The sequence below is a fragment of the Streptomyces huasconensis genome, from assembly GCF_021028635.1.
GTDB lineage: Bacteria > Actinomycetota > Actinomycetes > Streptomycetales > Streptomycetaceae > Streptomyces > Streptomyces huasconensis.
On sequence record NZ_CP086119.1, the window covers coordinates 5,768,186 to 5,793,502 of the forward strand.

Here is a 25,317-nt window from a genome sequence, read left to right on the forward strand (position 1 = left end):
GCGGGGTGGGGGGCTTCTCGCATTTCGCTGCGGGCGCGTCGTGGCTGAGCGCGCAGTTCCCCGCGCCCCTAGGAGTGCTCCCTGGCCGGGGGCGGCGCGTGAAGCCCCCTTAGGGGCGCGGGGAACTGCGCGCCCGGCCCAAGCCGACCCGCAGACGAACGAACGACAGAAACCGCCCCGCCCCTCGCAACGCCCCGCCATAACGCGCCCCCCCGCTAACGCACCGCGAGGACAAGGCTGCCCGGCGCCGCCCGGCACGCGTCCGCCAGCCCCGCCGCCAGGCGATCCCGCGTCGGATCGGGGTCCTCGATCCACCCCTCCACCGCCCGGTGGAACGCCGCCACCAGCACATCGATCGCCAGCCGCGCCCGCAGCTCCTCCCCGCCCGGCAGGGCGAACCGCCGCCGGGCCACGGCCAGCGCCGCCCGGCTCGTGCGGTCGCAGAAGGCGAGCCCGTGCGCGTCCATGGACGGAGCGTGCGCCGCCAATCGGCGGCTGAGCAGCACCCGATGGGCCCAGCCCTGCGCCGGCATGCGGCCGAGCGCGGCCAGCAGCGCGTCCCGGAGCACATCGAACAGCGGCTGCCCCGGCGCCGGTTCGCAGCTCTCCAGCTCCTCCAGGAACACCTCCCACAGATCCTGGGTCGGTGCCATCGCCACGTCTTCCTTGCTGCTGAACGTACGGAAGAACGTCCGCTTGCTGACCTCCACCGCGTCGCACAGCGCGTCGAGCGTCACGCCGTCGAAGCCGCGCTCCGTGAACAGCTCCAGAGCCGTGTCGACGAGCGCCTGCCGCGTCCGCAGCTTCTTGCGCTCCCGCAGGGGCAGCCGTTCGAGGTCCATCGCGTCCATGCCGGAAGTCTAGCCCGCGACAGCCCTGCGGCGGCGAATGCCACTTGAAGGCTTATGCCACTCAGTGGCACTATCGGCGGCGGCCGGTCCCGACCGCGGCGACCGCGGCCCTCTGTGGCGTCCACCGAAAGGCAACTCCCATGCGCGCACTGCTCGTCGACCACTCCGCCCCCGGCGGCCTCCGCCTCGGCGAGGCCCCCGCCCCCGAGCCCGCCCCGCACCAGGCCCTGATCCGCGTACGGGCCACCTCCCTGAACCACGGCGAGGTGCGGTGGGGCATCGAGGGCGCGCCCGAAGGCGCGGTGCTCGGCTGGGACGCGGCCGGCGTGGTCGAGCGGGCCGCCGCCGACGGCTCGGGTCCCGCGGCCGGCACCCCCGTGGTGACCCTTGCCCCCGACGGCGGGTGGGCCGAGTACCGCGTCGCCGACACGGACCGGACCGGCGTCGTGCCCGAGGGCGCGGATCTGGGCGCCATCAGCACCGTGCCGGTCGCGGGCGCCACCGCCCTGCGCGCCCTGGACCGGATCGGCCCGATCCTCGGCAGGCGGGTGCTGGTCACGGGTGCCACAGGCGGCGTCGGGCGGTACGCGGTGCAGCTCGCCCGGCGGGGCGGCGCGCACGTCATCGCGGTGACCGGCGACCCCGAGGGGCGGGGCGACATGCTCCGGGCCCTCGGCGCGCACGAGGTGGTCGCCGCGCCCGAGGAGGCCGGAGCCCCGGTGGACGGTGTGGTGGACGTCATCGGCGGGCGCCAACTGGTCGCCGCGTACGAGATGTTGGGGCCGCACGGCACCCTGGTCTCCGTCGGGCAGGCAAGCGGCGAGTCGGAGCACTTCCCGCTCAGGGCCCTCTACGGGGAGGAGGGCCGCCACAACCGTTCTCTCGTCAATTTCCAGCTGCTCGGCGCCTCGGGACTCTTCCGGGACCTGACCTGGCTCGCCGAGCAGGTGGCGGCCGGCGCACTCGACCCCGGCGCGTCCTGGCGGGGCGCCTGGGACAGGGCCCCGGAGGCGATCGACACGCTGCTCACCCGCCGCCTCCAGGGCAAGGCCATCCTGGACATCGGCTGAACGGGGCGCAGGGAACCGCGGCACCGCTCAGCCCGCCACCGTCTCCTCCCCCGCCAGGGGAAGCGGCCCCGCGGCCACCGCACGCCGGGTCAGCACCGCGTACGTCACCCCGCCCACCACCCCCGAGAGCAGGAAACTGCAGTCGACCCCCCGGGTCAGGGCAAGCAGCGGCCCCTCGTACGAAGGGAGCGCGACCGACAACAGCCCGACCGCCGCACCAAGCGCCCACGCCACGGTCGCCTGGACGTTCCAGCCGGAGCGGTACCAGTAGACGCCACCCTTGGCGCGGCGGTTGAAGACCTGAAGGGCCTCCGCGTCGTACTCGCCGCGACAGCGGGCGAAGCCGATCAGGGTGATGACGGCCCAGGGCGTGCCGATCGCGGTCAGGAGCAGCACGAACGACGTCATCGCGTCCTGTGCCTCCCACGCGTAGTGGCCGACGAAGACGCAGGCCGTGGCGACGACGGCGACGGTGTACGTGGCGCGGGCGCGCGAGGCGCGGGGCAGGATGGCGTCCAGGTCGAGGCCCATCGAGTACAGCATCAGGCCCGCGTTGCCCACCGACCCGGCGGAGGCGGCGAGCAGCAGCGGTACGAGGTACCAGGTGGGGGAGGCGTCGACGAGCCCGCCCGCGTACTCCAGGGCGGCGCGCGCCGCGTACGCCGTGAAGGTGCCGAAGAGCTGCGGGATCAGCAGCCCCGCGAGGAGCCCCGCCCAGGCCGCGCCGAGCACCGCGCGCGAGCTGTGGCGGGCCGGGGAGACGTAGCGGGTGTAGTCGCCGAGCAGCGTGATGAAGGCGATGGGGCCCGACAGGCCCGCCGCCACCAGGGCGAGCAGCCAGGTCGGCCAGAAGGAGCCGAGGAGGTAACCGCCCGCGCCCGGCAGCGCCGAGGTCGTGAAGTCGGGGGCGTACGCGATGACGCCGAGGATCAGCAGCGCCGTCATCCCGAAGGCGAGGACCCGGGAGAGCCGCAGCAGCACGCGGTAGCCGAAGACCGCGCCGATCACGGTGGCGGCGGCGAGCAGGGCGTAGACGAGGCCGTACGAGAGGGCGCCGGCCGGCAGGCCGATCAGGCGGTGCAAGGTGCCCACCATCACGTCGCCGCCGATCCAGATGGTCAGCGCGGTGTAGCCGAGCGAGAGCAGCAGGCCGACGACCGAGCCGACGAGCCGGCCGCGCACGCCGAACTGGGCGCCGGACGAGGTGGAGAGGTTCGTCCCGGTGCGCAGGGACACCAGGGCGAGGGGCGCGGTGAGCGCGGTGCCGAGCATCGTGCCCGCCACCACCGCGCTCACCGACTCCCACCAGCCGAGGCCGAACGACACCGGCAGCCAGCCGAAGACGATCACTCCCAGGCAGAGGTTGGAGCCGATCAGGATCGACACGAGGTCTCTGGGTCCGCTGGTGCGCTCCCCGTCCGGGATGGTGTCGACTCCGCGCTGTTCTATCGGCATGAGGGTGCCCCTGACGCTCGGCTGATCTCGATGACGCTCACAAGTTTTGAGCAGCGCTCAATGTGACCCGTGCCAAGGTCTCGCGTCAATGCTTCCGGCGTGCGGATTTCGTGGTTAGAGTGTCGTTCTAAATTGTGATCAGGGAGGTGTGCGGCGTGCGACTGACGCCCACCGAACGCGACCGGCTGCTGCTCTTCGGGGCCGCCGAGCTCGCCCGGGCCCGCAAGGCGCGCGGCCTCAGACTCAACGTCCCCGAGGCGACCGCGCTGATCGCCGACACGGTGTGCGAGGCCGCCCGTGACGGCGCCCGCCTCGCCGAGGCCGTCGAGCGCGCCCGTGCCGTGCTCGGCCCGGACGACGTCCTGCCGGGCGTCGCCGACGTGGTGACCGAGGTGCACGTGGAGGCCGTCTTCGACGACGGGTCCCGCCTCGCGGTGGTCTCCGACCCGATCGGCGGCGGTCTCGACGGCCTCACCTGTGACGGCGTTGACGGCGGCAGCGGCAGTCTCGGCAGCGAGGCCCCCGGCGCGCTGCTGCCCGGCCCCGCGCACGACGACCCCGCGCCCGCCGTCACGCTGACCGTGCGCAACACCGCAGGCGTGCCCGTCTCCGTGACCTCGCACTTCCACTTCTTCGAGGCCAACCCCCGGCTCGACTTCGACCGCGCCGCCGCGTACGGCATGCGCCTCGCCGTGCCCGCCGGGTCCTCCGTCCGCTTCGGCCCCGGCGAGAGCGGCGAGGTCGGACTGCTGCCGATCGGCGGCGAGCGGATCGCCATCGGCTTCGCGGGCCTGGTGGACGGCCCCCTGGACGCCCCGGGCGCCCGCGAAGAGGCGCTGCGCCGCGCCGCCGCCTGCGGCTACCTCGGCGTACCGGACACCACCGAGCAGGAGGACGAGCGATGAGCCGCCCCGGAGGCCACCCCGCCGAACCCCGCCGCCTCACCCCCTACGAGTACGCCGCCACGCACGGCCCCCGCGCCGGCGACCACGTCCGGCTCGGCGACTCCGGGCTGACGATCCGCGTGGAGTCCGACTCCCAGGCGTACGGCGACGAGTTCCTCGCCGGATTCGGCAAGACCGCCCGCGACGGACTGCACCTGAAGGCCGCCGCCGTCCGCGACACCTGCGACGTCGTCATCAGCAACGTCGTCGTCATCGACGCCGTGCAGGGCATCCGCAAGGTGTCCATCGGCATCAGGGAAGGCCGCATCCACGCCATCGGGCGCGCCGGCAACCCCGACACCCTCGACGGCGTCGACGTCGTCGTCGGCACCGGCACGTCCATCGTGTCGGGGGAGGGGCTGATCGCCACCGCCGGCTCCGTGGACACCCACGTCCACCTGCTCTCGCCGCGCATCATGGAGGCCTCCCTCGCCTCCGGTGTCACCACGATCATCGGCCAGGAGTTCGGGCCGGTGTGGGGCGTCGGCGTCAACTCGCCCTGGGCGCTGCGGCACGCGTTCAACGCCTTCGACGCCTGGCCGGTCAACATCGGCTTCCTCGGCCGCGGTTCGTCCTCGCACGACGCCCCGCTGACCGAGGCGCTCGCCGAGGGCGGCGCGTCCGGCTTCAAGGTCCACGAGGACATGGGCGCGCACACCCGCGCGCTGGACACCGCGCTGCGCGTCGCCGAGGAGCACGACGTACAAGTCGCCCTGCACAGCGACGGGTTGAACGAGTGCCTCTCCGTGGAGGACACCCTGAAGGTCCTCGAAGGCCGGACCATCCACGCCTTCCACATCGAGGGGTGCGGCGGCGGCCACGTGCCGAACGTCCTGAAGATGGCGGGCGTCCCGAACGTCATCGGCTCCTCCACCAACCCCACCCTGCCCTTCGGCCGGGACGCCGTCGCCGAGCACTACGGCATGATCGTCTCCGTCCACGACCTCAAGACCGACCTGCCGGGCGACGCCGCCATGGCCCGCGACCGCATCCGGGCCGGGACGATGGGCGCCGAGGACGTCCTGCACGACCTGGGCGCCATCGGCATCACCTCGTCCGACGCGCAGGGCATGGGCCGCGCCGGTGAGACCGTACGCCGCACCTTCGCGATGGCCGGGAAGATGAAGGCCGAGCTGGGCCCCATGGAGGGCGACGGCCCGCACGACGACAACGCGCGCGTCCTGCGCTACATCGCCAAGCTGACCATCAACCCCGCCCTCGCGCACGGCCTCGCCCACGAGGTGGGCTCCCTGGAGGTCGGCAAGCTGGCCGACATCGTGCTGTGGCGGCCCCAGTACTTCGGCGCCAAGCCGCAGATGGTCCTGAAGTCCGGCTTCCCCGCCTACGGCGTCACCGGCGACCCGAACGCCGCCACCGACACCTGCGAACCCCTCGTCCTCGGCCCGCTGTTCGGGGCGCACGGCGCCGTGCCCGCCGACATCTCCGTGGCGTTCGTCGCGCAGGCCGCCGTCGACCAGGGCAACGACACGATGCCCACCCGCCGCCGCAGGGTCGCGGTACGCGGCACGCGCGGCATCGGCCCGGCCGACCTGCGCCTCAACTCCCGTACCGGAGCCGTCGACGTCAACCAGAAGACCGGCCTCGTCACCCTCGACGGCGACCCGATCCGCTCGGAGCCGGCCGACTCGGTCCCCCTGAACCGCCTCTACTTCCTCTGACTCCGACTCTCCGTCCCCTCTCCCTCTCTCTCCCTCTCTCTTACGAAGGTGTACGCCATGTCTGCTGCCGCCGACGGCTTCCGCATGCCCGCAGAGTGGGCCCCGCACGAACGCACCTGGATGGCGTGGCCGTGCCCCAACCCCACCTTCGACGACCCCGCGGGCCTCGACGAGTCCCGCCTCGCCTGGGCGAACGTCGCCCGCGCCGTACGCCGCTTCGAGCCCGTCACCGTGGTCTGCGGCCCCGCCCAGTCCGCGTACGCGAGCGAACTGCTCGGCCCGGACATCGAGGTGGTGGAACGGGAGCTGGACGACGCCTGGATGCGGGACATAGGCCCCACCTTCCTCACCGACGGCAAGGGGCGACTGGCCGCCGTGGACTGGACGTTCAACGGTTGGGGCGCCCAGGAGTGGGCCCGCTGGGAGCACGACTCCAAGATCGGCGCGTACGTCGCCGACCTGGCCGGAGCACGGACGTACGCCTCGAAGCTGGTCAACGAGGGCGGCGGCATCCACGTCGACGGCGAGGGCACCGTCCTGCTCACCGAGACCGTCCAGCTCGGCCCCGAGCGCAACCCCGGCCTGACCAAGGAGGAGGTCGAGGCGGAGATCCACGCCCACCTCGGCACCACCAAGGCGATCTGGCTGCCGCGCGGCCTCACCGCCGACTACCCCGGCCACGGCTACGGCACCCTCGGCCACGTCGACATCGTCGCCGCCTTCGCCGCGCCCGGCGTCGTCCTCGTCCACTCCCAGCGCGACCCCGCCCACCCCGACTTCGAGGTCAGCAAGGAGATCATCGCGACCCTCAAGGGCCAGACGGACGCGCGCGGCCGCACCCTGCGGATCGTCGAGGTACCCGCCCCAACCGTCATCAAGGACGACGAGGGCTGGGTCGACTACTCCTACATCAACCACTACCTCTGCAACGGCGGCGTCGTCCTGTGCGCCTTCGGCGACCCGAACGACGAACTCGCCGCGGGCATCTTCCGCGGCCTCTTCCCCGACCGTACGGTGACGCTCGTGGACGCCCGTACGATCTTCGCCGGGGGTGGCGGCATCCACTGCATCACCCAGCAGCAGCCTGCCACCGCTGGTCGGTGAGCTGACCTGGGACGGTCCGCTGAAAGGCTTAGCCTTATCTAGCTTTACTCAGACATCTACCCGCCCTGGATGCGGCGGGAGTCGGTGGGTGCCGCCTGCTGGGCGGCGAGCAAGGCGCGCAGGCGGTGTCCCCTGATGTAGATGCGGCCCGTGGCCTTGCACCTGGCGCAGTGGTAGGTGTGCTTGACTACGGCTGCGCTGGCCGCCACGGGGCCTGCTTCCGGGGTGCCGACCTGGGCGGTCACTGCTCTGTCTCCTGGCTGGCGCTGACCGCGTGGCTGATGAGGGACTCCACCGCGCGGGGCGCACACAGGTCGCCTTCGAACCGGGGGAGCACCGTCCAATAGGTGCCGGGCGGCTTCCTGCGGTCGAGCCTCGGGACGCCGAGGTACGTACCGATCCCGAGCCGCGGCGCGATGTCCTGGTGCTTCCAGGGGCTGCCGACGCGGGGTCGCATGAGGGCGTAGTAGGTGCCGCCCATCGCCCGGCCGTCGAAGATGACGGGACCGTTGAGGAGCCGGGTCAGACACGCAGCAAGTTCCTGCGGCTGGGCGGTGTCCACAGCAGCGTGGACGAGACCCTCAGCCAGGCGAACAGCAACAAAACGGCTGCCGAGCGGCAGCAGGGCGACACCGGTCTCCTTCCACTCCCGCTGGGCCTGCTCGGGGGCTTGCTGGGCGTGTGCGAGCCAGTCCGCGATCGCCGAGTACATCCTCTGCGTGAGCACTGTCCACCCCTGCCGTCATCTGTCGATCAGCTGTGAGACAAGAGTGCTGACCTGCAGGGGCGGTAACTGTCACTTCTCAGTGACAGTCGGTGTCACAAACCTAGCCATGCGGACATGTAACCCAAGGCGTCCGGAGTCTTACGCTGCTGATGCACCAGCCCCTCGATCGTCGCGCGTGCGCCCGGGTGATAGCGGGTCTGCTGCGGAGCCAACCTTCGGGCTTCGGCGATCGAGGTGAGAGCCGCCTCGGTACGGCCCGTCTCCATTTCACAGCGGCCCCGGTCAATCCACACGTGCGCTCGGCGAGAGGTGGGCCACGAGTTGGGCATGCGGAGCTTCTTCGCCTTCTCCACGGCCTTTCCGTACAGTCCCAGCTCCGTTAGCGCCGACAGCTCGTGGGCAGCCCAGTTCGTTGGCCCGAAGCTGAGCCAGTGGACGTGCTCGACGTCCCCGGCCCGCTTGGCGATCTGCTTCGCCTCCCTTAGATGAGTCTTCACCGCAGCCTCGTCACGAGCACGCGCGGCGATGACCGTGGCGCCGAGATGCAGCTGCCCGGCCACGGCCAGCGATTCTGGAGTGTCCTCGGCCTGAGCGAGGACGTGGTGACCGGCGTTCACGAGACGGAGGCCGATGGTTTGCTCGCCTTCGCGGTGGTAGACGAGGCCGCGCATGTACTGGCGTACGGCTGAGAGCACCGGGTCAGAGGCCCGTTGGGCGGCCCAGTCCATGCGGTCGAGGGCAATGGTGGACAGGTCGTAGAAGCCGAGTTTGACCGTCACGTCGTGGGCAGTGCGGTAGGCGGAGCCGAGAGCGGCCCACAGTTCCGTGGACGGGTTGCGGTAGGCCGCGGTCGTCAGTTCGGCGATCAGCCGAGGCAGTGTCTGCGCGGCCTTGTTGAGTTGCGTGGCTCTGACCTGTTGGCACAGGGTGTCTGCCGCTGCCACCAGTTGAGGTGCCTCGCGCGTGGCGACGTCAGGGTGGGCTCCCAGGTCGTACAGGTCGAGTGATTCGCGGATGGGGCGGATCAGCTCGGCGAGGCGGTCCTGTTGCAGCTCGGTCATGTACGGCTGTCCTGTCAGGGCGGTGACGTCAACGTGCAGCACCCGGGCGCAGGCCGCCATGAAGTCGGTACTCGCCGCTTTGTGACCGCGTTCTACCTGGTGAACGAGGCTGTACGAGTAGTCGATCTGCAGGGCCAGGCCGCGTTGCGTGTACCCGGCCAACTTTCGGTACTTCGCGATCCGGGCCCCGGGGTGGTCGTCTCTGGGCATACTGGAACTCCGTTCCTGGCTCACCACTTGGAACGGTACTCGCGCTCAATGGCGCTGGACCGGTTTCTGCCCTCGCTCCGCATGGATCGGGGGCAGTTGCATGTGGTCAACGGCGCGGGGTGGGATGAGGCTATGACCTCGATTTCACGAACCTTGTACTTGTTCGGCTCGGCGGCTCCGCCCATCTTCGACGTGGCCAAGGTGATTGAGGACGCACAGGCCGACGGTTGGGACGTCTGCCTCGGCTTGACCCCAACCGCAGCCCGCTGGCTCGACGAAAGCCTCGACGGCCTGGCCGCGCTCACCGGACACCCGGTCCGCAGCGAGTACAAGATGCCCGGCCAGCCCGACGTCTGGCCGAAGGCGGACGTGATCCTCTTCGCCCCGGCGACGTTCAACAGTCTCAACTCCTGGGCGTTGGGCATCACGTCGACATTCGTGGTCGGTGTTGTCGCCGAGGGAATCGGCAAGGGCATTCCCACCGTGACGATGCCTTGCGTGAACGCCGCCTATGCCACACATCGCCAGCTGGACCGCAGCATCACGGAGCTGCGCGAGCAGGGCGTCACGGTCCTGTACGGCGACGGTGGCTTCGTGCCCAACCCGCCTGGGTCAGGGAAACCGAGGGCGTACCCGTGGCACGTCGCTCTCGACTCCGTGAGGAAACTCGCCGACCGGCCATGACGAAAGGGGCCCTCTCCGCCCGAAGGCGGAAGAGGGCCTGTGTCATGGGTACTGGCGGCGGGCCGGATCGAGCGCGGCCTGAGGCGCCGGTGGGTCTTCCGGCTCCGGATCGGGGGCGCCGTCGCGGCGGCACACCAGTGCGTCCGGGCCGCGCTGTACAGCCGGTCATCCGTACCGATCCCGATCAACAGCGCGGCGAACGGGCTGACGGTGCCGTAGTCCAGGCCCACACACATCCACCGGGCGATCTCCGGGACCAGGTCGACGACGTGTCTCGTCTCGTCGAAGCTGTCGTAGATGACGCCCTCGACCAGGCACCACTCGCCGAGGATGTACCGCCGGAGGAGGTGGGGTTGTCGTCGAGCGTGAAGCTGAACCGGTGCAGGTCGAGGGTGTCCGGGTCCTGTGTCTCCACCAGGGTCCCGTCGCGGTGCGGGCGGGCAGAGGCGGGCCTCCAGCATGTGGAAGAACGTTTCAGGGTACATCGTCAGCTCATCGCAGTACGCGCCTGCGAGGGTAAGGCCCTTGATCTTGTCGACGGCCTTCTCGTCGTTCGCCCCGGCTACGTAGATGGTGCGGCCGAAAATGACGACCTCGCCGGCGCCCGCGCGGTGGACGCAGCGCTTTTTGCCGACCATCTGCTCGATGACGTCGATAATGTTCCGCTTAAGGGGCCGCTCGGTCTTGCCGACCAAGAGCAATGCACCGCGCGGGTCGGTGCGGATGTACCGCAGCCACACCATGTTCGAGCCGATCGTCTTGCCCGAGCGGACCGCGCCCTCCCAGAAGTTTCCACGCGCGGCCGCGAGGTGACGGCCCGCAGAGACTTCCCGGCCAGGGCCTTGAACATCAGCGACTTCTACTCGCCGCCGATCATTCCCCTCAGCCACTGGTCGACGGCGGCCAGACCCTCGGTGTCCTCACGCTCGGGCGGAACGAGCTTCAGGCTCTTCGCGATGGCGATACCCGCCGCGCCCATCAGGTCCTTCTTTGCGTCGGCGGGCAGCTCGTCGACCTGGCACTTCGTATAGAAGTTGGAAGACCCACCGATGCGGTACACCCTGGCGGGTGCCCGCAGTTGGGCGGTGAGGCGTTCGGCGTCGTCCTGGAGGGCCTCGGCCAGCATGGCGCGGCGGTCGGCGAGTTGGGCGGCGCGGTGGCGGGTGGCTTCTTCGGTCATGGTGACGTCGAAGACGAGGCCCTCGTCGCTGCACACGATGCTGGCCGTGGGTTGGGCGCGGCCGATGAGGCGGGCGATCTCGTTTCGGCCCTTGCCCTCGCCGTGCAGGCGGATGATCTCGGCGAGCTCGGCGTCGGTGACCTTGCGCATGTCCTTGCGTATGGCCACGAGGTCACCTCCGGTGGACGTGTGAAGGCCCGGCCACGCACGGGTGCGGCCGGGCCGGTTCTGCGGTGGTTTCAGCGGCGACGGAAGAGGCAGATCAGGGCGCTGCGTTCACCCGAGATCGCTTTCCCTTCGGCTGCGGCCATGTTGTAGAGGGTCCAGCCCTCGGCTTCGATGGCTTCGATCTGATCGCCGACGCCGGTCATGATGCCGGTGGAGCGGTGACTCATCTGCGCTTCGATGATCTTGCAGACGATGGTGTTCTGCCCCCGCGCGTACGCGTCCCGCGCCTGCGTGGTCGCGGCGTCGGCTTTGGCCTTGTTGATCCACCCCATGTGTACCCCCCTGGTACTGGTGATGAGTGGGGCTAAGGGTGACAGTGTGGCGCGGCTGGTGGCGTGGCTATCACTGATCCGTGACATGACGCAGGCCCGCACGGGGCGGGCCTGTTGTTTCCGGGCATGCCGGATCTGCGGATCAGTGTGGGGGCAAACAACGTCTGGGCGCAACTACACCTGGCGTGTCCGTCCTGATTGAGGTTGCAGTGAGGGTCTTAAGAGTCGGAGACCGGCGACAGGTTCGGGCTCATCCAGGCATGCGGAGCGCTTGGCTTCGGACCATCGGCAAGTTGGGTGGATGCTGTAACGGCAGGGCACGGCTGTGTATCGGTGCGGCCTCGATGGGGGCCTGCGAGGAGCAGAGTGAGCGTAGCGCCGACCGGAGGGCAGGGCGGTTCGCGCACTCGGGGCCACCTGGTGGCGCTCGTGTGGCACTCAATGTCAAGTGTGGGCCGAAGGAACTGCAGGTGGGGCCCGGGCTGGCACTCTCCTGGTAACTCTGCTGCCGATATCACCACTTGGGTGTAGCGCGTGTCAGTGTCCTCGATAGGGTTGAAGTGTTCCGTAGTCCTCCCTCACGGGCGTCGTAACCACAGCCTCGGATTTTTCTCAGGGCTGGCGGGTGCGGCTCGCCCTGGCAGCCCGTCAGGGCGTCACCGGGAGGATCAGGAGGAACAGTGGTGGAACCGAGCGAGTGGAAGCCGCGTAGGCACTGGACCAGCCCCGAGAGGTGGCAGGTGGGACTGGCCTTCGCGGGTCTGCTGGTGGCGGTCATCGCCGCAGTGGGTCAGTTCGTGCAGTAGCGAGGCCCACACATGAGCGCGGGAGCGGGCGGGTGCAGATATGCATCGAGCCCGGCCTCTAGCTGGGCGACCGGGCTCATGCACTACTGCGTCGAGGGCCTAACTCTGCCAGGAGCTGGGCCTTTCGGCGTGCGCCTGTGTCCGAATGTCAACCAGGCCATCCCAGCGTACGCGAATGGCGTGTTTCGTAAAACCGTACAGTGCGAGTGCCCGCTGTCGGGCAGCGTGTTCACGAGGGATAGCCGACAGCGTTCGCCTCTTCGACGTGCCGGGGCACGGACTTGCAACGAACTCATCCAGCCATCCTGAGAGCTGCGGTAGCCGGTGCCGCGCCTGTTGTTTCCGGGCGTGCCGGATCTGCGGGTCAGTATGGAGCACGGCCACGCACGACGCAGATACGTGCACGCCTCTGCTGTCGCGCGACGGGTGTTAGTCGTCGGGGGTGCGGGTAGACCGGCGTCCCGCACATGACGCCATGCTCAGATCGCGCTCAAGTACCTAGCTTCCTGATCAAGGACGTGTTGTGATCATGCCCGTTGACGCAGGGACATGACATAGAGGGGGACACATGCGCGGAGTCAGGACCAGACTCGTGGCCGGAATCACCGGCCTTCTGCTTGCTGGTGGGGTGGCCTCGGCCAGCGCCGTTGAGGGGGCGAACCCGAATATCGATCCGCCCACTGTTAGCGAGGACGCTGCGGTGGAACCGGATTCGGCGCCGGGCTTTGCGCCTGGGGAAGTCGTCACCGGTACGGACAGTGAAGCGCCGCTAGAGGAAGACCTGGCGTTGCCGGGCGCGACGGACGGACCGGAACTTGGGGACCAGGACAACCAGGTGGTGGATTATTGCACTCCGACCACTCTGGTCAAGATCACGAAAAACCTGAAGAATACGATGTCGGTCAAGTACTCGACATTCGTCACGAATAACAAGTCTTACCCGGTGACCTTCAGGTTCTCCAGCAAGCGTTCGGGTACGACGTCGTACGGTGCCTCCGTCAGCCTGAGCACTGAGTTCAAGTTGATGTGGTTGGGCAAGGTCGAAGCCACGGTCACTGGTGATGTGCAAAAGAGCTGGACGTCGGAACTCGGCGTGGACACCAGCGGCAAGGTGAAGGCGCATTCCACGGTCAAGGGCAATTACGGCATCAAGAAGGAAAACGTCTACGGTTACATCGGGACGCGCTACAGCAACTGCGAAATCGGTAACAAGCGGTACATGAAGTTCTGGGCCCCGTACCGCGAGGGCTGGGTGCTCAACTAAGTCCCGTGATCCCCGTCCGACGCTTAGGTCAGTTTCGGGCGGGATTACTACGTTAAGGAGGGCACGATGGGCCGCTACGCTACTGCGACAGCTGCTGTGCTTACGGTGGTTGTTGCTGCGGGCTGTTCAGCCGGGGGCGGGGACTCCAGTGACGCCAAGCACCCCCAACCTTCCGGCACCGCGTCGGCCGGGCCCAACAAGAAGATCACGGTTTCTGAAGCTTTGCGGTTGCCAAAACATCCGAAGTTTTTGGTGAAGATCCGCGAAGGTGTCGGGTCTCAGGCGCTACCGGACTTCACGCCGAGGAAAGATGTGTACACGGTGCACATTAAATGCTCGGGAAGCAAGAAGCTGAAGATTGTCTTCAGGGATAATCCGAAGAACAAGCCGACTGCCGTTCGATGTGACGTGCCGGTGACTGTCGGTCAGATATACACGGACCCCGGCAAAGAGAAGCTGGACATTTCAGCCAGTGACCGAGTTCGCTGGACCTTGGCCATTGTGGACGGCAAGTACGCCCTGTGAAGTCCGGTTGGGAGTGTGGACCGCGGTGGCGGGCCCAGATTCCCAGCGCGGTGGCGGCCGAGCGGGCTCTTTACAGGGCCACCCGGCCGTCTCTGGTTTGGGGCTCACCGTCTCGTAGGCCGGCGATCTGGAGCTAGAACCGCTCGCGGTGCCAGGGCGGCGGTGAGCAGCTGCGCGGTGGCGTGCATCTCCCAGGCGTTCTGGGGAAGACCCGGATCGTAGCGTCGCGCGGTGTCGAGGCGTACTGGAATGGTGAGGCCCCGCCGCGTCGGGGGCGGCGGGGCCTCTTTCACAGTGTCACCGCTTCGCGGCGCCAGGGACCGACTTGGCGGTGTCCTTCACCCCATCCGCCTTGCGAGCCGCAGTAGTCGGAAGTGTGCCGGTCGGCGTCGGGGACGCGCTCGGGGGTTCCGGTCGGGCCGGGCAGGATGGTGCTCTCGTGACTCGTGAGATCGGTATGGGGACCGGGGCAGGCCGCGCTCTACTTGGCGGGTGGGAGCGGCCTGTTCCGGGGCTTGTCGGGTCAGACGGTCGGTGGTTTTTCGACCTGGCGGGGCATCGCAGCCCTGAGGTCGGCCGCGGCCGCGACGGCCAGGTCGGTTGCGTTCTGCGACGGTGCCGGGCTGCGGGGCGTGGCTTGGCGTGGTCCCGGTTGCGCCGATTCCGCGACCGAGGTGTACGCGGCCAGAGCTATGACCGCCGCGCCGCCGATTTCTTTGAGGAGGCTGGGCAGCCAGGCGAGGGCGCCGGCCACGCCTGCGGTGAGCAGCAGGACGGAGCCGACGTACGCCCCGCCGAGAATCCTCTCCTTGTCCTTCTTCCCGGCGGCTCTGTAGGAGAGGCAGACGAGGAAGACAACCAGCACGACGATGGCTGCCCCGGCGGCGCCGAGGCCGACGAGCCGGCCGCTGGTGATCCCGGAGGCGGAGTTGGTGCCGGTGGTCGCAACACCTGTGCGCTCGCCTGCGTTGTTGGCGACGGTGCCGGATCGCGAGTGCGCCCAGCCGAGGAGTCCGCGGGGGCAGGCGGCGGCACAGGCCGCGGCCGCGAAGCCTTTCCCGAAAGGGGCGAGCATTTTCGTCTCGCGGCTGCCGGTCCACCACGGGTGGAGGTTGACGATTGGGATGATGAGGGCGGCGAGGAGACCGCAGACGGCGAGGGTGGTGGTGCCGGTCGTCGGGGGCTCCGGTGAACGGCCCGGCGAGGGTAGCGCTCGTGGTGATGGAGTCGGTGGTGAAAAGCCTCGCAACCGTCTACGCGGACCGGCCGGGTTACCGCGAGGAGTGGCTGCCGTAGCCGCACCGCCAACGAAGCCCCTGCCTCGCGGGTCGAGGCGGGGGCTGTCTGCTGCCCGTGCAACATCCGATCATGGCTGACCTCACCGACGGCTTGATCGGGCTGGAACGATCCGCCGAGGCAGCGCGCGCGGGGCTCGCAGGCCTTGACGGCGAGGGGCAGCGTGCGCGGTGGCGCCACTGGAACGACGCCTCCGTCGATTCCAGGCGGCTGTCATGGCGCACGCCGAGGTAACCAGGCACCCGCGGATCGAGATCGAGCAGGCGGCGAAGAAGGCTGTCCGACATTCAGAGCGTAGGGCGCCGGCTGCCCCTACGCCGGCTCAGGGTCACGTACTGCTCTGGTTTACCGCAATACCGCAGAAGTTGACACGGAAGCACTCCTGTAGTTGGACGTCTCAGTGTCAGCGTCACCTCTAGGGTCTCCTTTGTCCGCTTGACCAGCGGGTATGGATGCGACACTACGGAGGGGCTCCATGAGGAAGAGTTTCGCAATTGGAATAGCCGCGGTCGCATTGGCCGGTTCGGCGCTCGCGGCGCCCACCGCCGGGGCAAGCGCGCCGACGGCCAAGGCATCGGCCGCTCCGGCCGATTGTCCTCTGGGCTACTTCTGCGGGTACAAGAAGGCGAATTTCAAGGACCTGGCATTCCGGTTCAAGGATTGCTATGTCCAGGAAATCCCTGACGGCCTGAACAGCGGCGGCTCCTGGTACAACAACCAGACCCGGGGCACCAAGGCCCGGATGCTCGGCAAGAACAAGGAGCTGGTCTACGAGACTCCGGGCGCCCCCTCCAAGGATGCGTCGGGAAACTGGGCTCCGATCTGGTACATCGACGCCTGCTGACCGTTTGATTGCGGCAGCTATGTGATTGCCCTGTGGCCCCGGCTCCGAACGGTGGAGTCGGGGCCGTGTCCCGACCGGGCGCCGCATGGTTGGTGTGCTGGTGTAGCTCCGGCCGGATGATCCGGCAGGAGTACCTGAATCAGCGCCATAGAAGCGAACGTGTGAACGATCGCACTCCCCTTACCCGCCTCGACCTGCTCCGCTTCCTGGAACGCGACCAGCTCGGCGACCTGGAGCGCACCCGCCGATGGATCGCTGACGAAGAGCGGCGCCAGGCCGAGCAAGCCGAGGGCAAACATCGCCCCCCGCCCCCGGACTGGCTGCTCGAACAGGGAATCAACGGACGCACCCCGGTCTACGTCCACGTCGGGGACTGCTGGAGCGCCAAGAAGCGCTCGCGGCCCATCACACAGGACGAGGCGCGCCGCGTGCTCGCGGATGGTGTCGTCCCGTGCCCGCAGTGCCGACCGGACACAGCTCTCGGCATGCTGGAGTAGCCCAACGCGCGCCGCCGCGCCCAGCCCCTCACGCTGGCCACTTGGCCTCCACCGTGCCCGTAGTGATCTACCCGCCCGATGGCGACGGCGGCCGCCGCGTCCGTGTCGACGGCACGATCATCGGCCTCGCCTCCGTGAAGGACGGGATCGAATTCCTGCGCCGTGCCGGGCTGCCGGACGGGCACACGACTACGAGGCAGCCCGAACCTTCTGTGGTGCTGTGCCGCGACGGAACGCGGGTAACCGACCAGCAGGGGCCGCGGCGGACGGAGCGTGGCTCGCCGCCAACGGAGGAGGCCAGGCTGTGGAGCACCTGTACTTAACCGCCGACGACCCCATGCCGTTCTGGCCCACGGGGGCAATCATGCTCGTCGTCATCACGCTCATCTCCGGATCGATCGGAGTCTGGCGGACCCGCAGGATGAAGAAGGGCAAGAGGTACTGATCGCGAGGAGGCGCTGCCGGACGCTGCGGCAGCCCGAGTCTGCATGAGGAAGTCCTCGCGCTCATCGTCTCCGTGGCCGACGCCCCTGGCACGAGGCCAGGGCCGGCCGTGGTGTTCGGGGCGTCGAGGTGGGGCTCATGGGGAGGGGAGGGGCAGCGTCGTCGAGGTGCTCGATGGTGGCGAGCACCGTCCGTACTCCCGCCGAAAGTGCCGACCGTGGTGATCTCGTCGTCCGCGACCGTGATTTGGGGCCTTCGAGGCGAATGGAAGCGTCGATCACCGCGAATCCGGAGGGCTCGGTCACTTCGTTCGCTGCCGGGCCGGGCGGTTCGTCAATGCCGGATAGAGGGCCCATGGGCTTCTTGCGGCGCGGCTCGTGGGCGTAGGCGCGTCGCGCTCGATGCTGGCCTCGGCGTCCTCTCGTCCAGCGGGGTTCGGCCGGTCATGCCGCGCCTCTCAGCGGGCATGGGGAGATGCACTGAGCCGTCGACCCGAGAGGACTGCGATGAATTCTCAGTTTCTGGCCGCTCCCGGCGGAGGCCCCGACGGGCCCGTGTGGGGAGAGGTCCTCTTCGTGACGATCTGGTTGGTCCTCGCTGTCTTCATCGTCGGCGGCCTGGTCCGGCGCCGTCGTCGGCAGCGCTGAGGGGGGCGCCGATCGGTCATGTCGCGCACGTCATGAGGCGGACTCACGGATGGCCCGGGCGACGGCGCGGTCCTGAGGGCTGGGGTCGGTGGTGGTGAGGATTTCTGCGGCGGCGGCTACGAAGTCGGCGGGGCCGGCACTCATCGCTGGGTCTCCTGGCGGTAGTCGGGACGGGATCATGATCGGCCGCCGCAGACTCGGGCCGCAATGGCCGACGCTCTCGTCAGACGTGGCCTGACTCGATGGCCGCCGGCCCGGCGCGCGCCTCGGCGACGGTTGCACGGTTGTCCGCGAGGTCGTGGATCAGGCCGGCGGCGTGGCACTCGCCGCTGCCGGTGGCGTCGCGGAGACGGCTGGCGATGTCGGGGATGAGGGAATACTTCGCGGTTCGAGCCCCCGTCCTCCGGCTCCATTCCCTCGCCGGCGAGTGCTCGGTCGAGCACCCGGACGATGGGGCGGTCATCGGCGTCAAGGGTGATCTCGTCAGCGAAGCGGTGGAGGGCTCCAGGCGGTCGGCGCCGGTGTCGCAGCCCACTCGGACAGGTGGGCCGCGTCCACGGCTGGGGCGCACGCCAGCACCACGTACGCCGCCATGCTCGACGAGCGTCACGTACGTCGCCATGCTCAACGCTCGTAGCAAGAGCACACACCCCCCGACCGCGGCGGACTCACCTCGGGCCGAGGCGGCGTACCGGAAGGCGACGCCTAAGATGGAGCGCCAGATCGTGAGCGTGCTGCGGGCGCGGTTCGAGGCGGATGCGACAGCGCATCGACGTGAGGGCGGGACCGACGCCCGGTGGCAACCACCGCATCAGCCGGCAGCAGCGAAGACGTAAGCCAAGGAGCAGTGACATGGTCGGTCAGGTCCGCGCGCGGAAGAACGCCCCCCCGCGTGAGGACGTGCTGACCACGGCCATGGAGATGATCGCCGAGCGCGGCCTGGAGAAGCTGACCATGGCCGCGCTCGGCCGAGAGGTGGGCATGAGTTCCGGGCACCTCCTCTACTACTTCCGCACCAAGGACGAACTGCTGCTGCGCACCCTGGAGTGGAGCGAGGGCCGGCTCGGCATCGAGCGCGGCCGCCTCCTCGCCCGCCCCGGCACGGCCCGCGCGCGCCTGGACGCCTACGTCGAGCTGTACGTCCCCGACGGCCCCGGCGACCCCCACTGGACGCTCTGGCTGGAGGTCTGGAACCGTTCCCTCAACGCCGACGAGGAAGGCCGTGACCGGCAGGCCGCGATCGAGGGCGCCTGGCACCGCGACCTCGTGGCGCTGCTCGCCGAGGGCGTCTCGCGCGGCGAGTTCGGGCCGGTCGACCCCGACCGCTTCGCCGCCCGGCTGCGGGCGCTCCTCGACGGGTTCTCCATCCACGTGGCGATCGGGCTGCGCGGCACCGGCCGCGAGCAAGTCCTCGCCCACGTACGGGAGTTCTTGGACGGCGCGCTCGCCTCGGGCGCGTAGGGACGCCCGGCGGCCCGTCTGGGTGCCGTCGACCCCAGGGCCACCGCAGCGACATCGCGGCGCGCCACCCCTCCGCCAACGAGAACGCCACGGTCGTCGCCTTCGAGTCGCCGTCACCCGGTTCAGTGTGCCGGGGGATGTCAACGAATGGAGCGGACGGTCCCGTGACCTGACCGGGAGGGGGGAGACCGAGCGCCTCGCGTCGGCAGGCCCGCCAGGCCATCGGCCCGGCCCTGATCCGCAGCGCGGACGAGGCGTCCGGCACGCCGACCGCATCGTGAGACGCGGCCGCGCGGCGGGCCGCGGCTGTGGCAGGCTGCGTCCGTGCTCTCGTTCGCCATGATTATTGGCAGCAGGCGCGCCGGTCCGCAGTGACCGTCTCGTACCCATCACGTACGGGCGGACACCGTCGTCCTCGACCCGCGCGCAGACCTCTCGCACCCGCGAGGGGTTTTTTCGTTTCCCGGCCCAACTTCAGCCGGACGCGGAGCGCGCGGGATCATTGTGGGCGGTGGAGCCGGTCCTTCCGGTAGACCGAGATCCGACACAGGAGCCAGATCAGCATGACGGAAACCAGCACCCCCGACGATGCCTTCCACGTCTTCGACACGACGCTGCGCGACGGCGCCCAGCGCGAAGGCATCAACCTGACCGTCGCGGACAAGCTGACCATCGCCCGGCATCTGGACGACTTCGGCGTGGGCTTCATCGAGGGCGGCTGGCCCGGCGCCAACCCGCGCGACACCGAGTTCTTCGCGCGGGCCCAGCAGGAGATCGCCTTCCGGCACGCCCAGCTCGTCGCCTTCGGCGCCACCCGCCGCGCGGGCGCCAGGGCGGCCGACGACCCGCAGGTCAACGCCCTGCTGCACTCCGGTGCCCCCGTCATCACCCTGGTCGCCAAGTCCCACGACCGGCACGTCGAACTCGCCCTGCGCACCACCCTGGACGAGAACCTGGAGATGGTCCGCGACACCGTCTCCTACCTGCGCGAGCAGGGCCGCCGCGTCTTCGTCGACTGCGAGCACTTCTTCGACGGCTACCGCGCCAACCCCGAGTACGCGAAGTCCGTCGTACGGGCCGCCGCCGAGGCGGGCGCCGACGTCGTCGTCCTGTGCGACACCAACGGCGGCATGCTCCCCGCCCAGGTCCAGGCCGTCGTGGCCACCGTCGCCGCCGACACCGGCGCCCGCCTCGGCATCCACGCCCAGGACGACACCGGCTGCGCGGTCGCCAACACCCTCGCCGCCGTCGACGCCGGCGCCACCCACGTGCAGTGCACGGCCAACGGCTACGGCGAGCGCGTCGGCAACGCCAACCTCTTCCCCGTCGTCGCCGCCCTGGAACTGAAGTACGGCAAGCGGGTCCTGCCCGAGGGCTCGCTGCGCGAGATGACCCGCGTCTCCCACGCCATCGCCGAGGTCGTCAACCTCACGCCCTCCACGCATCAGCCGTACGTGGGTGTCTCCGCGTTCGCGCACAAGGCGGGCCTGCACGCCTCCGCGATCAAGGTCGACCCGGACCTCTACCAGCACATCGACCCGGACCTGGTCGGCAACCGCATCCGCATGCTCGTCTCCGACATGGCGGGCCGCGCCTCCATCGAGCTGAAGGGCAAGGAGCTGGGCGTCGACCTCGGCGACGACCGCGCGCTGGTCGGCCGGGTCGTGGAGCGCGTCAAAGAGCGCGAACTCCAGGGCTACACGTACGAGGCCGCCGACGCCTCCTTCGAGCTGCTGCTGAGGGAGGAGGCCGAGGGCCGGGCCCGCCGCTACTTCCGCGTGGAGTCCTGGCGGGCGATCGTCGAGGACCGCCCCGACGGCACGCACGCCAACGAGGCGACCGTGAAACTGTGGGCCAAGGGCGAGCGCATCGTCGCCACGGCGGAGGGAAACGGCCCGGTCAACGCCCTCGACCGGGCGCTGCGGGTCGGCCTGGAGCGGATCTACCCGCAGCTCGCGAAGCTGGAGCTGGTGGACTACAAGGTCCGCATCCTGGAGGGCAAGCACGGCACGTCGTCCACCACGCGCGTGCTGATCTCGACGTCGGACGGCGTGGGGGAGTGGTCGACCGTGGGCGTCGCGGAGAACGTCATCGCCGCGTCGTGGGGCGCGCTGGAGGACGCCTACACGTACGGCCTGCTGCGCGCCGGCGTCGAACCGTCCGAGTAACTCCTCGCCTCCGGGATACCCCTACCTCCGGGAAGCCCTGCCCCGGGCAACCCCCCCCGCCCCGGGTACCCCCCGAACCTCCGCGGGCGGCCCCCCTGGGTTACGTTCGAAGTATGAGGAATCGGACGAAGCGGTTCAGTATGGGGCTTTCCGGGCTGATGCTCGCCCTGGGCGCCGCGTCCTTCACGGCGGCTCCCGGGGCGTCGGCCGTCTCCAGCACCTCGGAGGTGGCCGAGGCGTGGCAGAAAGATCCGGTGTACGTCGATCCCGCGGCGTCGGACCAGCTGTCCGACTCCCAGGCCGACGCCCTCGCCCAGAAGATCGAGGACGCGGACAAGCCGGTGTTCGTGGCCGTCCTGCCGCAGGACTTCCCGCGCCAGGACATCTTCCAGAAGCTGCGGACCGAGACGGGCGTGACGGGCGTGTACGCGGTCCGGCTCGGCGACGGCTTCGACGCCAGGGCCGACCGGTCGGTGCTGACGGGCAACGCCGTCACCAACCTCGTCTCGCTGGTCCGGGGCCAGGACGCGAACACGCAGCTCAACGAATTCGTCGACGAGGCGATCGCGCAGGCCAGGGGCGACGCCCCGCGGTCCTGGAGCGGCGGCCCCGTGGGCGAAGGCGTCTCGGTGGGCACCCTGGCCGGGGTCGGCGTGGTCATCGTGGCCGGCGGCGTGGGCGCGTACGCCGTGATCCGGCGCAAGAAGCGGCGCCACGAGGAGGCACAGCGCGAGGCGCTGCGCAAACTGTCCGTCGTCGTCGACGAGGACATCACCGCGTTCGGCGAGGAACTGGACCGGCTCGACTTCCACCCCGCCGAGCCCGGGGCGGACGACGCGATGCGCGCCGACTACGAACACGCGCTCGACGCGTACGAGAAGGCGAAGTCGTACATGGCGGCCGCGGCGCGCCCCGAGGACGTGCGAGGGGTGACCCAGGCCCTGGAGGACGGACGCTTCTCCCTGGCGCTGCTCGCCGCGCGGCGCGAGGGCCGCCCGCTGCCGGAGCGCCGGGCCCCCTGCTTCTTCGACCCCCGGCACGGCCCCTCGGTCCAGGACGCGACGTGGGCCCCGCCCGGCGGCGCGCGGCGCGAGGTCCCGGTCTGCGCGGCCGACGCGGCACGCCTGGCGGACGGACAGGACCCGATGGTGCGCACCGTGGACACGGACGCGGGCGAGCGGCGCCCCTACTGGGAGGCCGGTCCGGCCTACGGCCCGTGGGCGGGTGGCTACTTCGGCGGAGGCATCCTGCCGGGCCTGCTCATCGGCACGATGCTCGGCGGGATGATGGCGGGCCCCGCGTACGCGGCGGACTACGGCTACGGATACGGCGACGCCGGCGGCGGCTACGAGGGCGGCGACCAGTCCGGCGCGGACTTCGATCCCGGTGACTTCGGCGGCGGCTTCGGCGGAGGCGGTGACTTCGGGGGCGGCGGTGACTTCGGTGGAGGCGGCGGCTTCGGCGGAGGCAACTTCTGACCTTGAATGACGGCCGACGCCGGCACTTGACCCCCGTATGTTCGAGACGATACGGTCCGTCTCGTAAAGTGGCCGCCTGGAAATCGAGGTGCGGTCCTGTCGTACGGGAGGGTGGCTCATGAAGCACGCCGACGAGCGGGTGCGGGAGCAGTACGTCGAGGTCGCACCGGGAGTGCGGCTGTGGACCGAGCGGCGCGGGCCGGCCGACGCCCCGGCGCTGCTCCTGGTCATGGGGGCCCAGGCCTCGGCGATCGGCTGGCCGGAGCCGCTGGTGGACGCGCTCGCCGAGCACCACCACGTCATCCGCTACGACCACCGCGACACGGGTAGGTCGAGCCACTCGTTCGAGGAGCAGCCGTACCGCGTGACGGACCTGGCGCAGGATGTCATCGCGGTCCTGGACGGCCTCGGGGTCGAGCGGGCGCGCCTCGTCGGACTGTCGCTGGGCGGCATGCTCACCCAGTTGGTGCTGGCCGACCACCCCGAACGGGTGCTGAGCGCCACTTTGTTGGGCACGTGCGCACTGAGCGAGACGCCCTACGTGCGGCCGGACGGTACGCGCGTACCCGTCGCGGAGCTGCCCGGCATCACGCCGGAGGTGCTGGAGCTGTGGGCGCGCCCGGTCGAGGACCACGGCCCGGCGGCCGAACTGGACCGGCGGGTGGAGCACTGGCGTGTGCTGGGCGGCGGCCAACTCCCCTTCGACGAGGCGTACTTCAGGGAGCTGGAGCGACGTGTCATCGAGCACGCCGGTACCTACGCGGTCTCGACCGCGCACGGCCGCGCCGACGACTCCGGCATGCTGCGCACCGCCGAACTGGCCCGTAACGCGGTCCCGACCCTCGTCGTCTCGGCCCCTGCCGAGCCGGTCTTCCCGCCCCCGCACCCCCAGCACCTGGCCCAAGTCATCGCGGGCGCCCGGCTGGTGGAGATACCGGGCATGGGACACGCCCTGCCCCCGGCCGTGCTCGGACCGCTCGCGGAGGCGATCCTGGGGCACACGGCCGGCGGGCGGCGGGAGGGGTGACGCTCAGGAGGCGGCCTTGATCGCCGAGATGTCGAAGTTCAGCTTGATCTTGTCGGAGACGAGCACGCCGCCGGTCTCCAGCGCGGCGTTCCAGGTCAGACCCCACTGCGAACGCAGGATCTCGGCCTTGCCCTCGAAGCCGACGCGCTCGTTGCCGAACGGGTCCTTGGCCGAGCCGTTGAACTCCAGGTCGACGGAGAGCGGCCTCGTCGTGCCGAGGATCGTCAGGTCGCCGGTGACGCGGTAGTCGTCGCCCCCGAGGGCCTCCGCCTTGGTGGTGCGGAAGGTCATCTCCGGGAACTCCTCGGTCTTGAAGAAGTCCGCGCTCTTCAGGTGACCGTCACGGTCGGCGTTGCCGGTGTCGATGCTGTCCATCCGTACGTCGATGGAGGCCGTCGAGCGGGACGGGTCGGTGCCGTCCAGGTGCAGCGTGCCCGAGACGTCGCGGAAGGACCCCTTGACGTTCGTGACCATGGCGTGGCGGGCGACGAAGCCGATCGTCGAGTGGGCGGGGTCGATCGTGTAGTCACCGGTCAGCGCGGCGAGCGCTGGGTCGGTCGCGGCGGGCGCGGGGGCGGTGACGGTGGTGGTGTCGTTCTTGCGGCCGAAGAGACCCATGACGTGCTCCTTGGGGGACGAGCTTCACTGGAAAGCTTCTGTTGAAGGTTCAACGAAATTCAAGGTAGCGCGATTCGGTTCAGCTTTCAACTTTCCCTGGCTCTGGAGACCCGCGCGGCGCCGCCTGGCATCTCGTGGCGCCTCATGGCACCTCATGGCACCTGGTGGCACCCTGTGGTGTGACTGGCACTTGCGATGGCACCACGATGGTGCCATTATGGCGTCATGAACCTCACGCAGTACGTCGACCAGCTCCGGCAGGAGCTCGCGGTGGCCGCCGAGGCCGGGGGCGAAGAGGCCCGGGCCCTGGCCGAGCGCCTCACCGCTCCGCTCGAATCGGCGGCACGGCTCACCCTGCTGAACGCCCTGTCCGCCGCCGCCGAAGAGATCACCAGCGATCTCGCGCCGGGCTCGGTGGACGTGCGACTGCGCGGTCTCGACCCCGAGTTCGTGGTGACGCCCCCGCCGTCCGCGGAGCCGTTCGACGCCGAGGCGGAGTACGCGGCGCTGATGGCCGTGAAGCCGCCCGCGCCCCCCGCTTCCGAGGCCCCGGACGACGGCGGCACCGCCCGCATCAATCTGCGCCTCCCGGCCCACGTGAAGACCCGCGTGGAGGAGGCCGCGAGCCGTGACGGCCTCTCGGTCAACGCCTGGCTGGTCCGCGCCGTCTCCGCGGCCCTGGACCAGCCGGGCGGCGGACCGGGCGCGACCGGCCGCCGCGAGGCCCGCGGCTTCGGCGGCGGCTTCACGGGCTGGGTGCGCTGACCGGCCGGCCCC

28 protein-coding genes are annotated in these 25,317 nt (G+C 69.9%); 19 read left to right on the forward strand and 9 right to left on the reverse strand.

The window, feature by feature from the left end:
* Positions 1 to 215: 215 nt before the first annotated feature.
* Positions 216 to 851: a TetR/AcrR family transcriptional regulator gene (locus J2N69_RS26340; protein ID WP_230902935.1), complete on the reverse strand. Its 636-nt coding sequence runs from the start codon at positions 849 to 851 to the stop codon at positions 216 to 218.
* 140 nt (positions 852 to 991) lie between these two features.
* On the opposite strand from J2N69_RS26340, the gene J2N69_RS26345 reads away from it, so the two are divergent.
* Positions 992 to 1,921, forward strand: coding sequence for a zinc-binding dehydrogenase (locus J2N69_RS26345; RefSeq protein ID WP_230902936.1), 930 nt, complete (start codon positions 992 to 994; stop codon positions 1,919 to 1,921).
* A 27-nt stretch (positions 1,922 to 1,948) separates the two neighbouring features.
* Here J2N69_RS26345 and J2N69_RS26350 read toward each other — a convergent pair whose 3' ends face one another.
* Complete coding sequence (locus tag J2N69_RS26350; protein ID WP_230902937.1) at positions 1,949 to 3,376, reverse strand: cytosine permease; 1,428 nt, start codon at positions 3,374 to 3,376, stop codon at positions 1,949 to 1,951.
* 155 nt (positions 3,377 to 3,531) lie between these two features.
* Here J2N69_RS26350 and ureA point away from each other — a divergent pair, with 155 nt between their 5' ends.
* Genes ureA through J2N69_RS26365 form a run of 3 tightly spaced genes read left to right on the forward strand, consistent with a single transcriptional unit; the run spans position 3,532 to position 7,103 of the window.
* Entirely contained in the window at positions 3,532 to 4,281 is a 750-nt protein-coding gene (gene ureA / locus J2N69_RS26355) for an urease subunit gamma (protein ID WP_230902938.1), read from the forward strand.
* Entirely contained in the window at positions 4,278 to 5,999 is a 1,722-nt protein-coding gene (locus tag J2N69_RS26360) for an urease subunit alpha (RefSeq protein WP_230902939.1), read from the forward strand. Before ureA ends, J2N69_RS26360 begins: the two co-directional genes overlap by 4 nt.
* Before the next feature lie 57 nt (positions 6,000 to 6,056).
* On the forward strand, positions 6,057 to 7,103 hold the full coding sequence (locus J2N69_RS26365; RefSeq protein WP_230902940.1) for an agmatine deiminase family protein: 1,047 nt from the start codon (positions 6,057 to 6,059) through the stop codon (positions 7,101 to 7,103).
* 56 nt (positions 7,104 to 7,159) lie between these two features.
* Here the strand turns inward: J2N69_RS26365 and J2N69_RS26370 are convergent, their stop codons facing one another.
* The 3 genes from J2N69_RS26370 to J2N69_RS26380 form a co-directional block, all read right to left on the reverse strand.
* Positions 7,160 to 7,348, reverse strand: coding sequence for a hypothetical protein (locus tag J2N69_RS26370; protein WP_230902941.1), 189 nt, complete (start codon positions 7,346 to 7,348; stop codon positions 7,160 to 7,162).
* Complete coding sequence (locus tag J2N69_RS26375) at positions 7,345 to 7,830, reverse strand: hypothetical protein (RefSeq protein WP_230902942.1); 486 nt, start codon at positions 7,828 to 7,830, stop codon at positions 7,345 to 7,347. The genes J2N69_RS26370 and J2N69_RS26375 overlap by 4 nt, the downstream gene beginning before the upstream one ends.
* Positions 7,831 to 7,922: 92 nt before the next feature.
* Positions 7,923 to 9,101 carry a helix-turn-helix domain-containing protein gene (locus J2N69_RS26380; RefSeq protein WP_230902943.1) on the reverse strand — a complete coding sequence of 393 codons (1,179 nt, stop codon included), beginning with the start codon at positions 9,099 to 9,101 and terminating at the stop codon, positions 7,923 to 7,925.
* A gap of 132 nt (positions 9,102 to 9,233) precedes the next feature.
* Here J2N69_RS26380 and J2N69_RS26385 point away from each other — a divergent pair, with 132 nt between their 5' ends.
* Positions 9,234 to 9,785: a flavoprotein gene (locus tag J2N69_RS26385; RefSeq protein ID WP_230904881.1), complete on the forward strand. Its 552-nt coding sequence runs from the start codon at positions 9,234 to 9,236 to the stop codon at positions 9,783 to 9,785.
* A 39-nt stretch (positions 9,786 to 9,824) separates the two neighbouring features.
* Positions 9,825 to 10,004, forward strand: coding sequence for a hypothetical protein (locus J2N69_RS26390; RefSeq protein WP_230902944.1), 180 nt, complete (start codon positions 9,825 to 9,827; stop codon positions 10,002 to 10,004).
* A gap of 640 nt (positions 10,005 to 10,644) precedes the next feature.
* Here the strand turns inward: J2N69_RS26390 and J2N69_RS26395 are convergent.
* A complete protein-coding gene (locus tag J2N69_RS26395) occupies positions 10,645 to 11,133 on the reverse strand; it encodes a helix-turn-helix domain-containing protein (RefSeq protein WP_230902945.1) in 489 nt (162 codons plus the stop codon).
* Between the two features lie 71 nt (positions 11,134 to 11,204).
* On the reverse strand, positions 11,205 to 11,465 hold the full coding sequence (locus J2N69_RS26400) for a hypothetical protein (RefSeq protein ID WP_230902946.1): 261 nt from the start codon (positions 11,463 to 11,465) through the stop codon (positions 11,205 to 11,207).
* A 680-nt stretch (positions 11,466 to 12,145) separates the two neighbouring features.
* Between J2N69_RS26400 and J2N69_RS36425 the strand changes: the two genes are divergently transcribed.
* The 3 genes from J2N69_RS36425 to J2N69_RS26410 all read left to right on the forward strand — a co-directional run bounded on the left by J2N69_RS36425 (position 12,146) and on the right by J2N69_RS26410 (position 14,060).
* Positions 12,146 to 12,271: a hypothetical protein gene (locus J2N69_RS36425; RefSeq protein ID WP_269075635.1), complete on the forward strand. Its 126-nt coding sequence runs from the start codon at positions 12,146 to 12,148 to the stop codon at positions 12,269 to 12,271.
* A 592-nt stretch (positions 12,272 to 12,863) separates the two neighbouring features.
* On the forward strand, positions 12,864 to 13,535 hold the full coding sequence (locus tag J2N69_RS26405) for a hypothetical protein (protein ID WP_230902947.1): 672 nt from the start codon (positions 12,864 to 12,866) through the stop codon (positions 13,533 to 13,535).
* 66 nt (positions 13,536 to 13,601) lie between these two features.
* Complete coding sequence (locus tag J2N69_RS26410; protein ID WP_230902948.1) at positions 13,602 to 14,060, forward strand: hypothetical protein; 459 nt, start codon at positions 13,602 to 13,604, stop codon at positions 14,058 to 14,060.
* Between the two features lie 523 nt (positions 14,061 to 14,583).
* Here the strand turns inward: J2N69_RS26410 and J2N69_RS26415 are convergent.
* A complete protein-coding gene (locus tag J2N69_RS26415; RefSeq protein ID WP_230902949.1) occupies positions 14,584 to 15,135 on the reverse strand; it encodes a hypothetical protein in 552 nt (183 codons plus the stop codon).
* Positions 15,136 to 15,248: 113 nt separating this feature from the next.
* On the opposite strand from J2N69_RS26415, the gene J2N69_RS36695 reads away from it, so the two are divergent.
* The 9 genes from J2N69_RS36695 (at position 15,249) to J2N69_RS26455 (ending at position 23,922) form a co-directional block, all read left to right on the forward strand.
* Positions 15,249 to 15,356: a DUF6221 family protein gene (locus J2N69_RS36695; RefSeq protein ID WP_408056802.1), complete on the forward strand. Its 108-nt coding sequence runs from the start codon at positions 15,249 to 15,251 to the stop codon at positions 15,354 to 15,356.
* Positions 15,357 to 15,831: 475 nt separating this feature from the next.
* Positions 15,832 to 16,200, forward strand: a complete 369-nt coding sequence (locus J2N69_RS26420) for a peptidase inhibitor family I36 protein (RefSeq protein ID WP_230902950.1) — start codon at positions 15,832 to 15,834, stop codon at positions 16,198 to 16,200.
* Between the two features lie 161 nt (positions 16,201 to 16,361).
* Positions 16,362 to 16,697 (forward strand): DUF6233 domain-containing protein, encoded by a 336-nt coding sequence (locus J2N69_RS26425; protein WP_230902951.1) that lies wholly within the window; start codon positions 16,362 to 16,364, stop codon positions 16,695 to 16,697.
* 304 nt (positions 16,698 to 17,001) lie between these two features.
* Complete coding sequence (locus J2N69_RS26430; RefSeq protein ID WP_230902952.1) at positions 17,002 to 17,142, forward strand: hypothetical protein; 141 nt, start codon at positions 17,002 to 17,004, stop codon at positions 17,140 to 17,142.
* Positions 17,143 to 17,647: 505 nt separating this feature from the next.
* A complete protein-coding gene (locus tag J2N69_RS26435) occupies positions 17,648 to 17,788 on the forward strand; it encodes a hypothetical protein (RefSeq protein ID WP_230902953.1) in 141 nt (46 codons plus the stop codon).
* 852 nt (positions 17,789 to 18,640) lie between these two features.
* A complete protein-coding gene (locus J2N69_RS26440; protein ID WP_230902954.1) occupies positions 18,641 to 19,249 on the forward strand; it encodes a TetR/AcrR family transcriptional regulator in 609 nt (202 codons plus the stop codon).
* 563 nt (positions 19,250 to 19,812) lie between these two features.
* Positions 19,813 to 21,417 carry a citramalate synthase gene (gene cimA / locus J2N69_RS26445; RefSeq protein ID WP_230902955.1) on the forward strand — a complete coding sequence of 535 codons (1,605 nt, stop codon included), beginning with the start codon at positions 19,813 to 19,815 and terminating at the stop codon, positions 21,415 to 21,417.
* A 113-nt stretch (positions 21,418 to 21,530) separates the two neighbouring features.
* Entirely contained in the window at positions 21,531 to 22,895 is a 1,365-nt protein-coding gene (locus tag J2N69_RS26450; RefSeq protein WP_408056804.1) for a hypothetical protein, read from the forward strand.
* 118 nt (positions 22,896 to 23,013) lie between these two features.
* On the forward strand, positions 23,014 to 23,922 hold the full coding sequence (locus J2N69_RS26455; RefSeq protein ID WP_230902956.1) for an alpha/beta fold hydrolase: 909 nt from the start codon (positions 23,014 to 23,016) through the stop codon (positions 23,920 to 23,922).
* 3 nt (positions 23,923 to 23,925) lie between these two features.
* Here the strand turns inward: J2N69_RS26455 and J2N69_RS26460 are convergent, their stop codons facing one another.
* Positions 23,926 to 24,540, reverse strand: coding sequence for a YceI family protein (locus tag J2N69_RS26460; protein ID WP_230902957.1), 615 nt, complete (start codon positions 24,538 to 24,540; stop codon positions 23,926 to 23,928).
* 225 nt (positions 24,541 to 24,765) lie between these two features.
* Between J2N69_RS26460 and J2N69_RS26465 the strand changes: the two genes are divergently transcribed.
* Positions 24,766 to 25,305 carry an Arc family DNA-binding protein gene (locus tag J2N69_RS26465; RefSeq protein WP_230902958.1) on the forward strand — a complete coding sequence of 180 codons (540 nt, stop codon included), beginning with the start codon at positions 24,766 to 24,768 and terminating at the stop codon, positions 25,303 to 25,305.
* Positions 25,306 to 25,317 lie beyond the last annotated feature (12 nt).

Excerpts from the sequence above, each read along its gene's own strand:
- J2N69_RS26340 (WP_230902935.1), bottom strand. The coding sequence starts at position 851 with ATGGACGCGATGGACCTCGAACGGCTGCCCCTGCGGGAGCGCAAGAAG.
- J2N69_RS26345 (WP_230902936.1), top strand. The coding sequence starts at position 992 with ATGCGCGCACTGCTCGTCGACCACTCCGCCCCCGGCGGCCTCCGCCTC.
- J2N69_RS26350 (WP_230902937.1), bottom strand. The coding sequence starts at position 3,376 with ATGCCGATAGAACAGCGCGGAGTCGACACCATCCCGGACGGGGAGCGC.
- J2N69_RS26360 (WP_230902939.1), top strand. The coding sequence starts at position 4,278 with ATGAGCCGCCCCGGAGGCCACCCCGCCGAACCCCGCCGCCTCACCCCC.
- J2N69_RS26365 (WP_230902940.1), top strand. The coding sequence starts at position 6,057 with ATGTCTGCTGCCGCCGACGGCTTCCGCATGCCCGCAGAGTGGGCCCCG.
- J2N69_RS26380 (WP_230902943.1), bottom strand. The coding sequence starts at position 9,101 with ATGCCCAGAGACGACCACCCCGGGGCCCGGATCGCGAAGTACCGAAAG.
- J2N69_RS26385 (WP_230904881.1), top strand. The coding sequence starts at position 9,234 with ATGACCTCGATTTCACGAACCTTGTACTTGTTCGGCTCGGCGGCTCCG.
- J2N69_RS26400 (WP_230902946.1), bottom strand. The coding sequence starts at position 11,465 with ATGGGGTGGATCAACAAGGCCAAAGCCGACGCCGCGACCACGCAGGCG.
- J2N69_RS26410 (WP_230902948.1), top strand. The coding sequence starts at position 13,602 with ATGGGCCGCTACGCTACTGCGACAGCTGCTGTGCTTACGGTGGTTGTT.
- J2N69_RS26415 (WP_230902949.1), bottom strand. The coding sequence starts at position 15,135 with ATGCTCGCCCCTTTCGGGAAAGGCTTCGCGGCCGCGGCCTGTGCCGCC.
- J2N69_RS26420 (WP_230902950.1), top strand. The coding sequence starts at position 15,832 with ATGAGGAAGAGTTTCGCAATTGGAATAGCCGCGGTCGCATTGGCCGGT.
- J2N69_RS26435 (WP_230902953.1), top strand. The coding sequence starts at position 17,648 with ATGAATTCTCAGTTTCTGGCCGCTCCCGGCGGAGGCCCCGACGGGCCC.
- J2N69_RS26440 (WP_230902954.1), top strand. The coding sequence starts at position 18,641 with ATGGTCGGTCAGGTCCGCGCGCGGAAGAACGCCCCCCCGCGTGAGGAC.
- cimA (WP_230902955.1), top strand. The coding sequence starts at position 19,813 with ATGACGGAAACCAGCACCCCCGACGATGCCTTCCACGTCTTCGACACG.
- J2N69_RS26450 (WP_408056804.1), top strand. The coding sequence starts at position 21,531 with ATGAGGAATCGGACGAAGCGGTTCAGTATGGGGCTTTCCGGGCTGATG.
- J2N69_RS26455 (WP_230902956.1), top strand. The coding sequence starts at position 23,014 with ATGAAGCACGCCGACGAGCGGGTGCGGGAGCAGTACGTCGAGGTCGCA.
- J2N69_RS26460 (WP_230902957.1), bottom strand. The coding sequence starts at position 24,540 with ATGGGTCTCTTCGGCCGCAAGAACGACACCACCACCGTCACCGCCCCC.
- J2N69_RS26465 (WP_230902958.1), top strand. The coding sequence starts at position 24,766 with ATGAACCTCACGCAGTACGTCGACCAGCTCCGGCAGGAGCTCGCGGTG.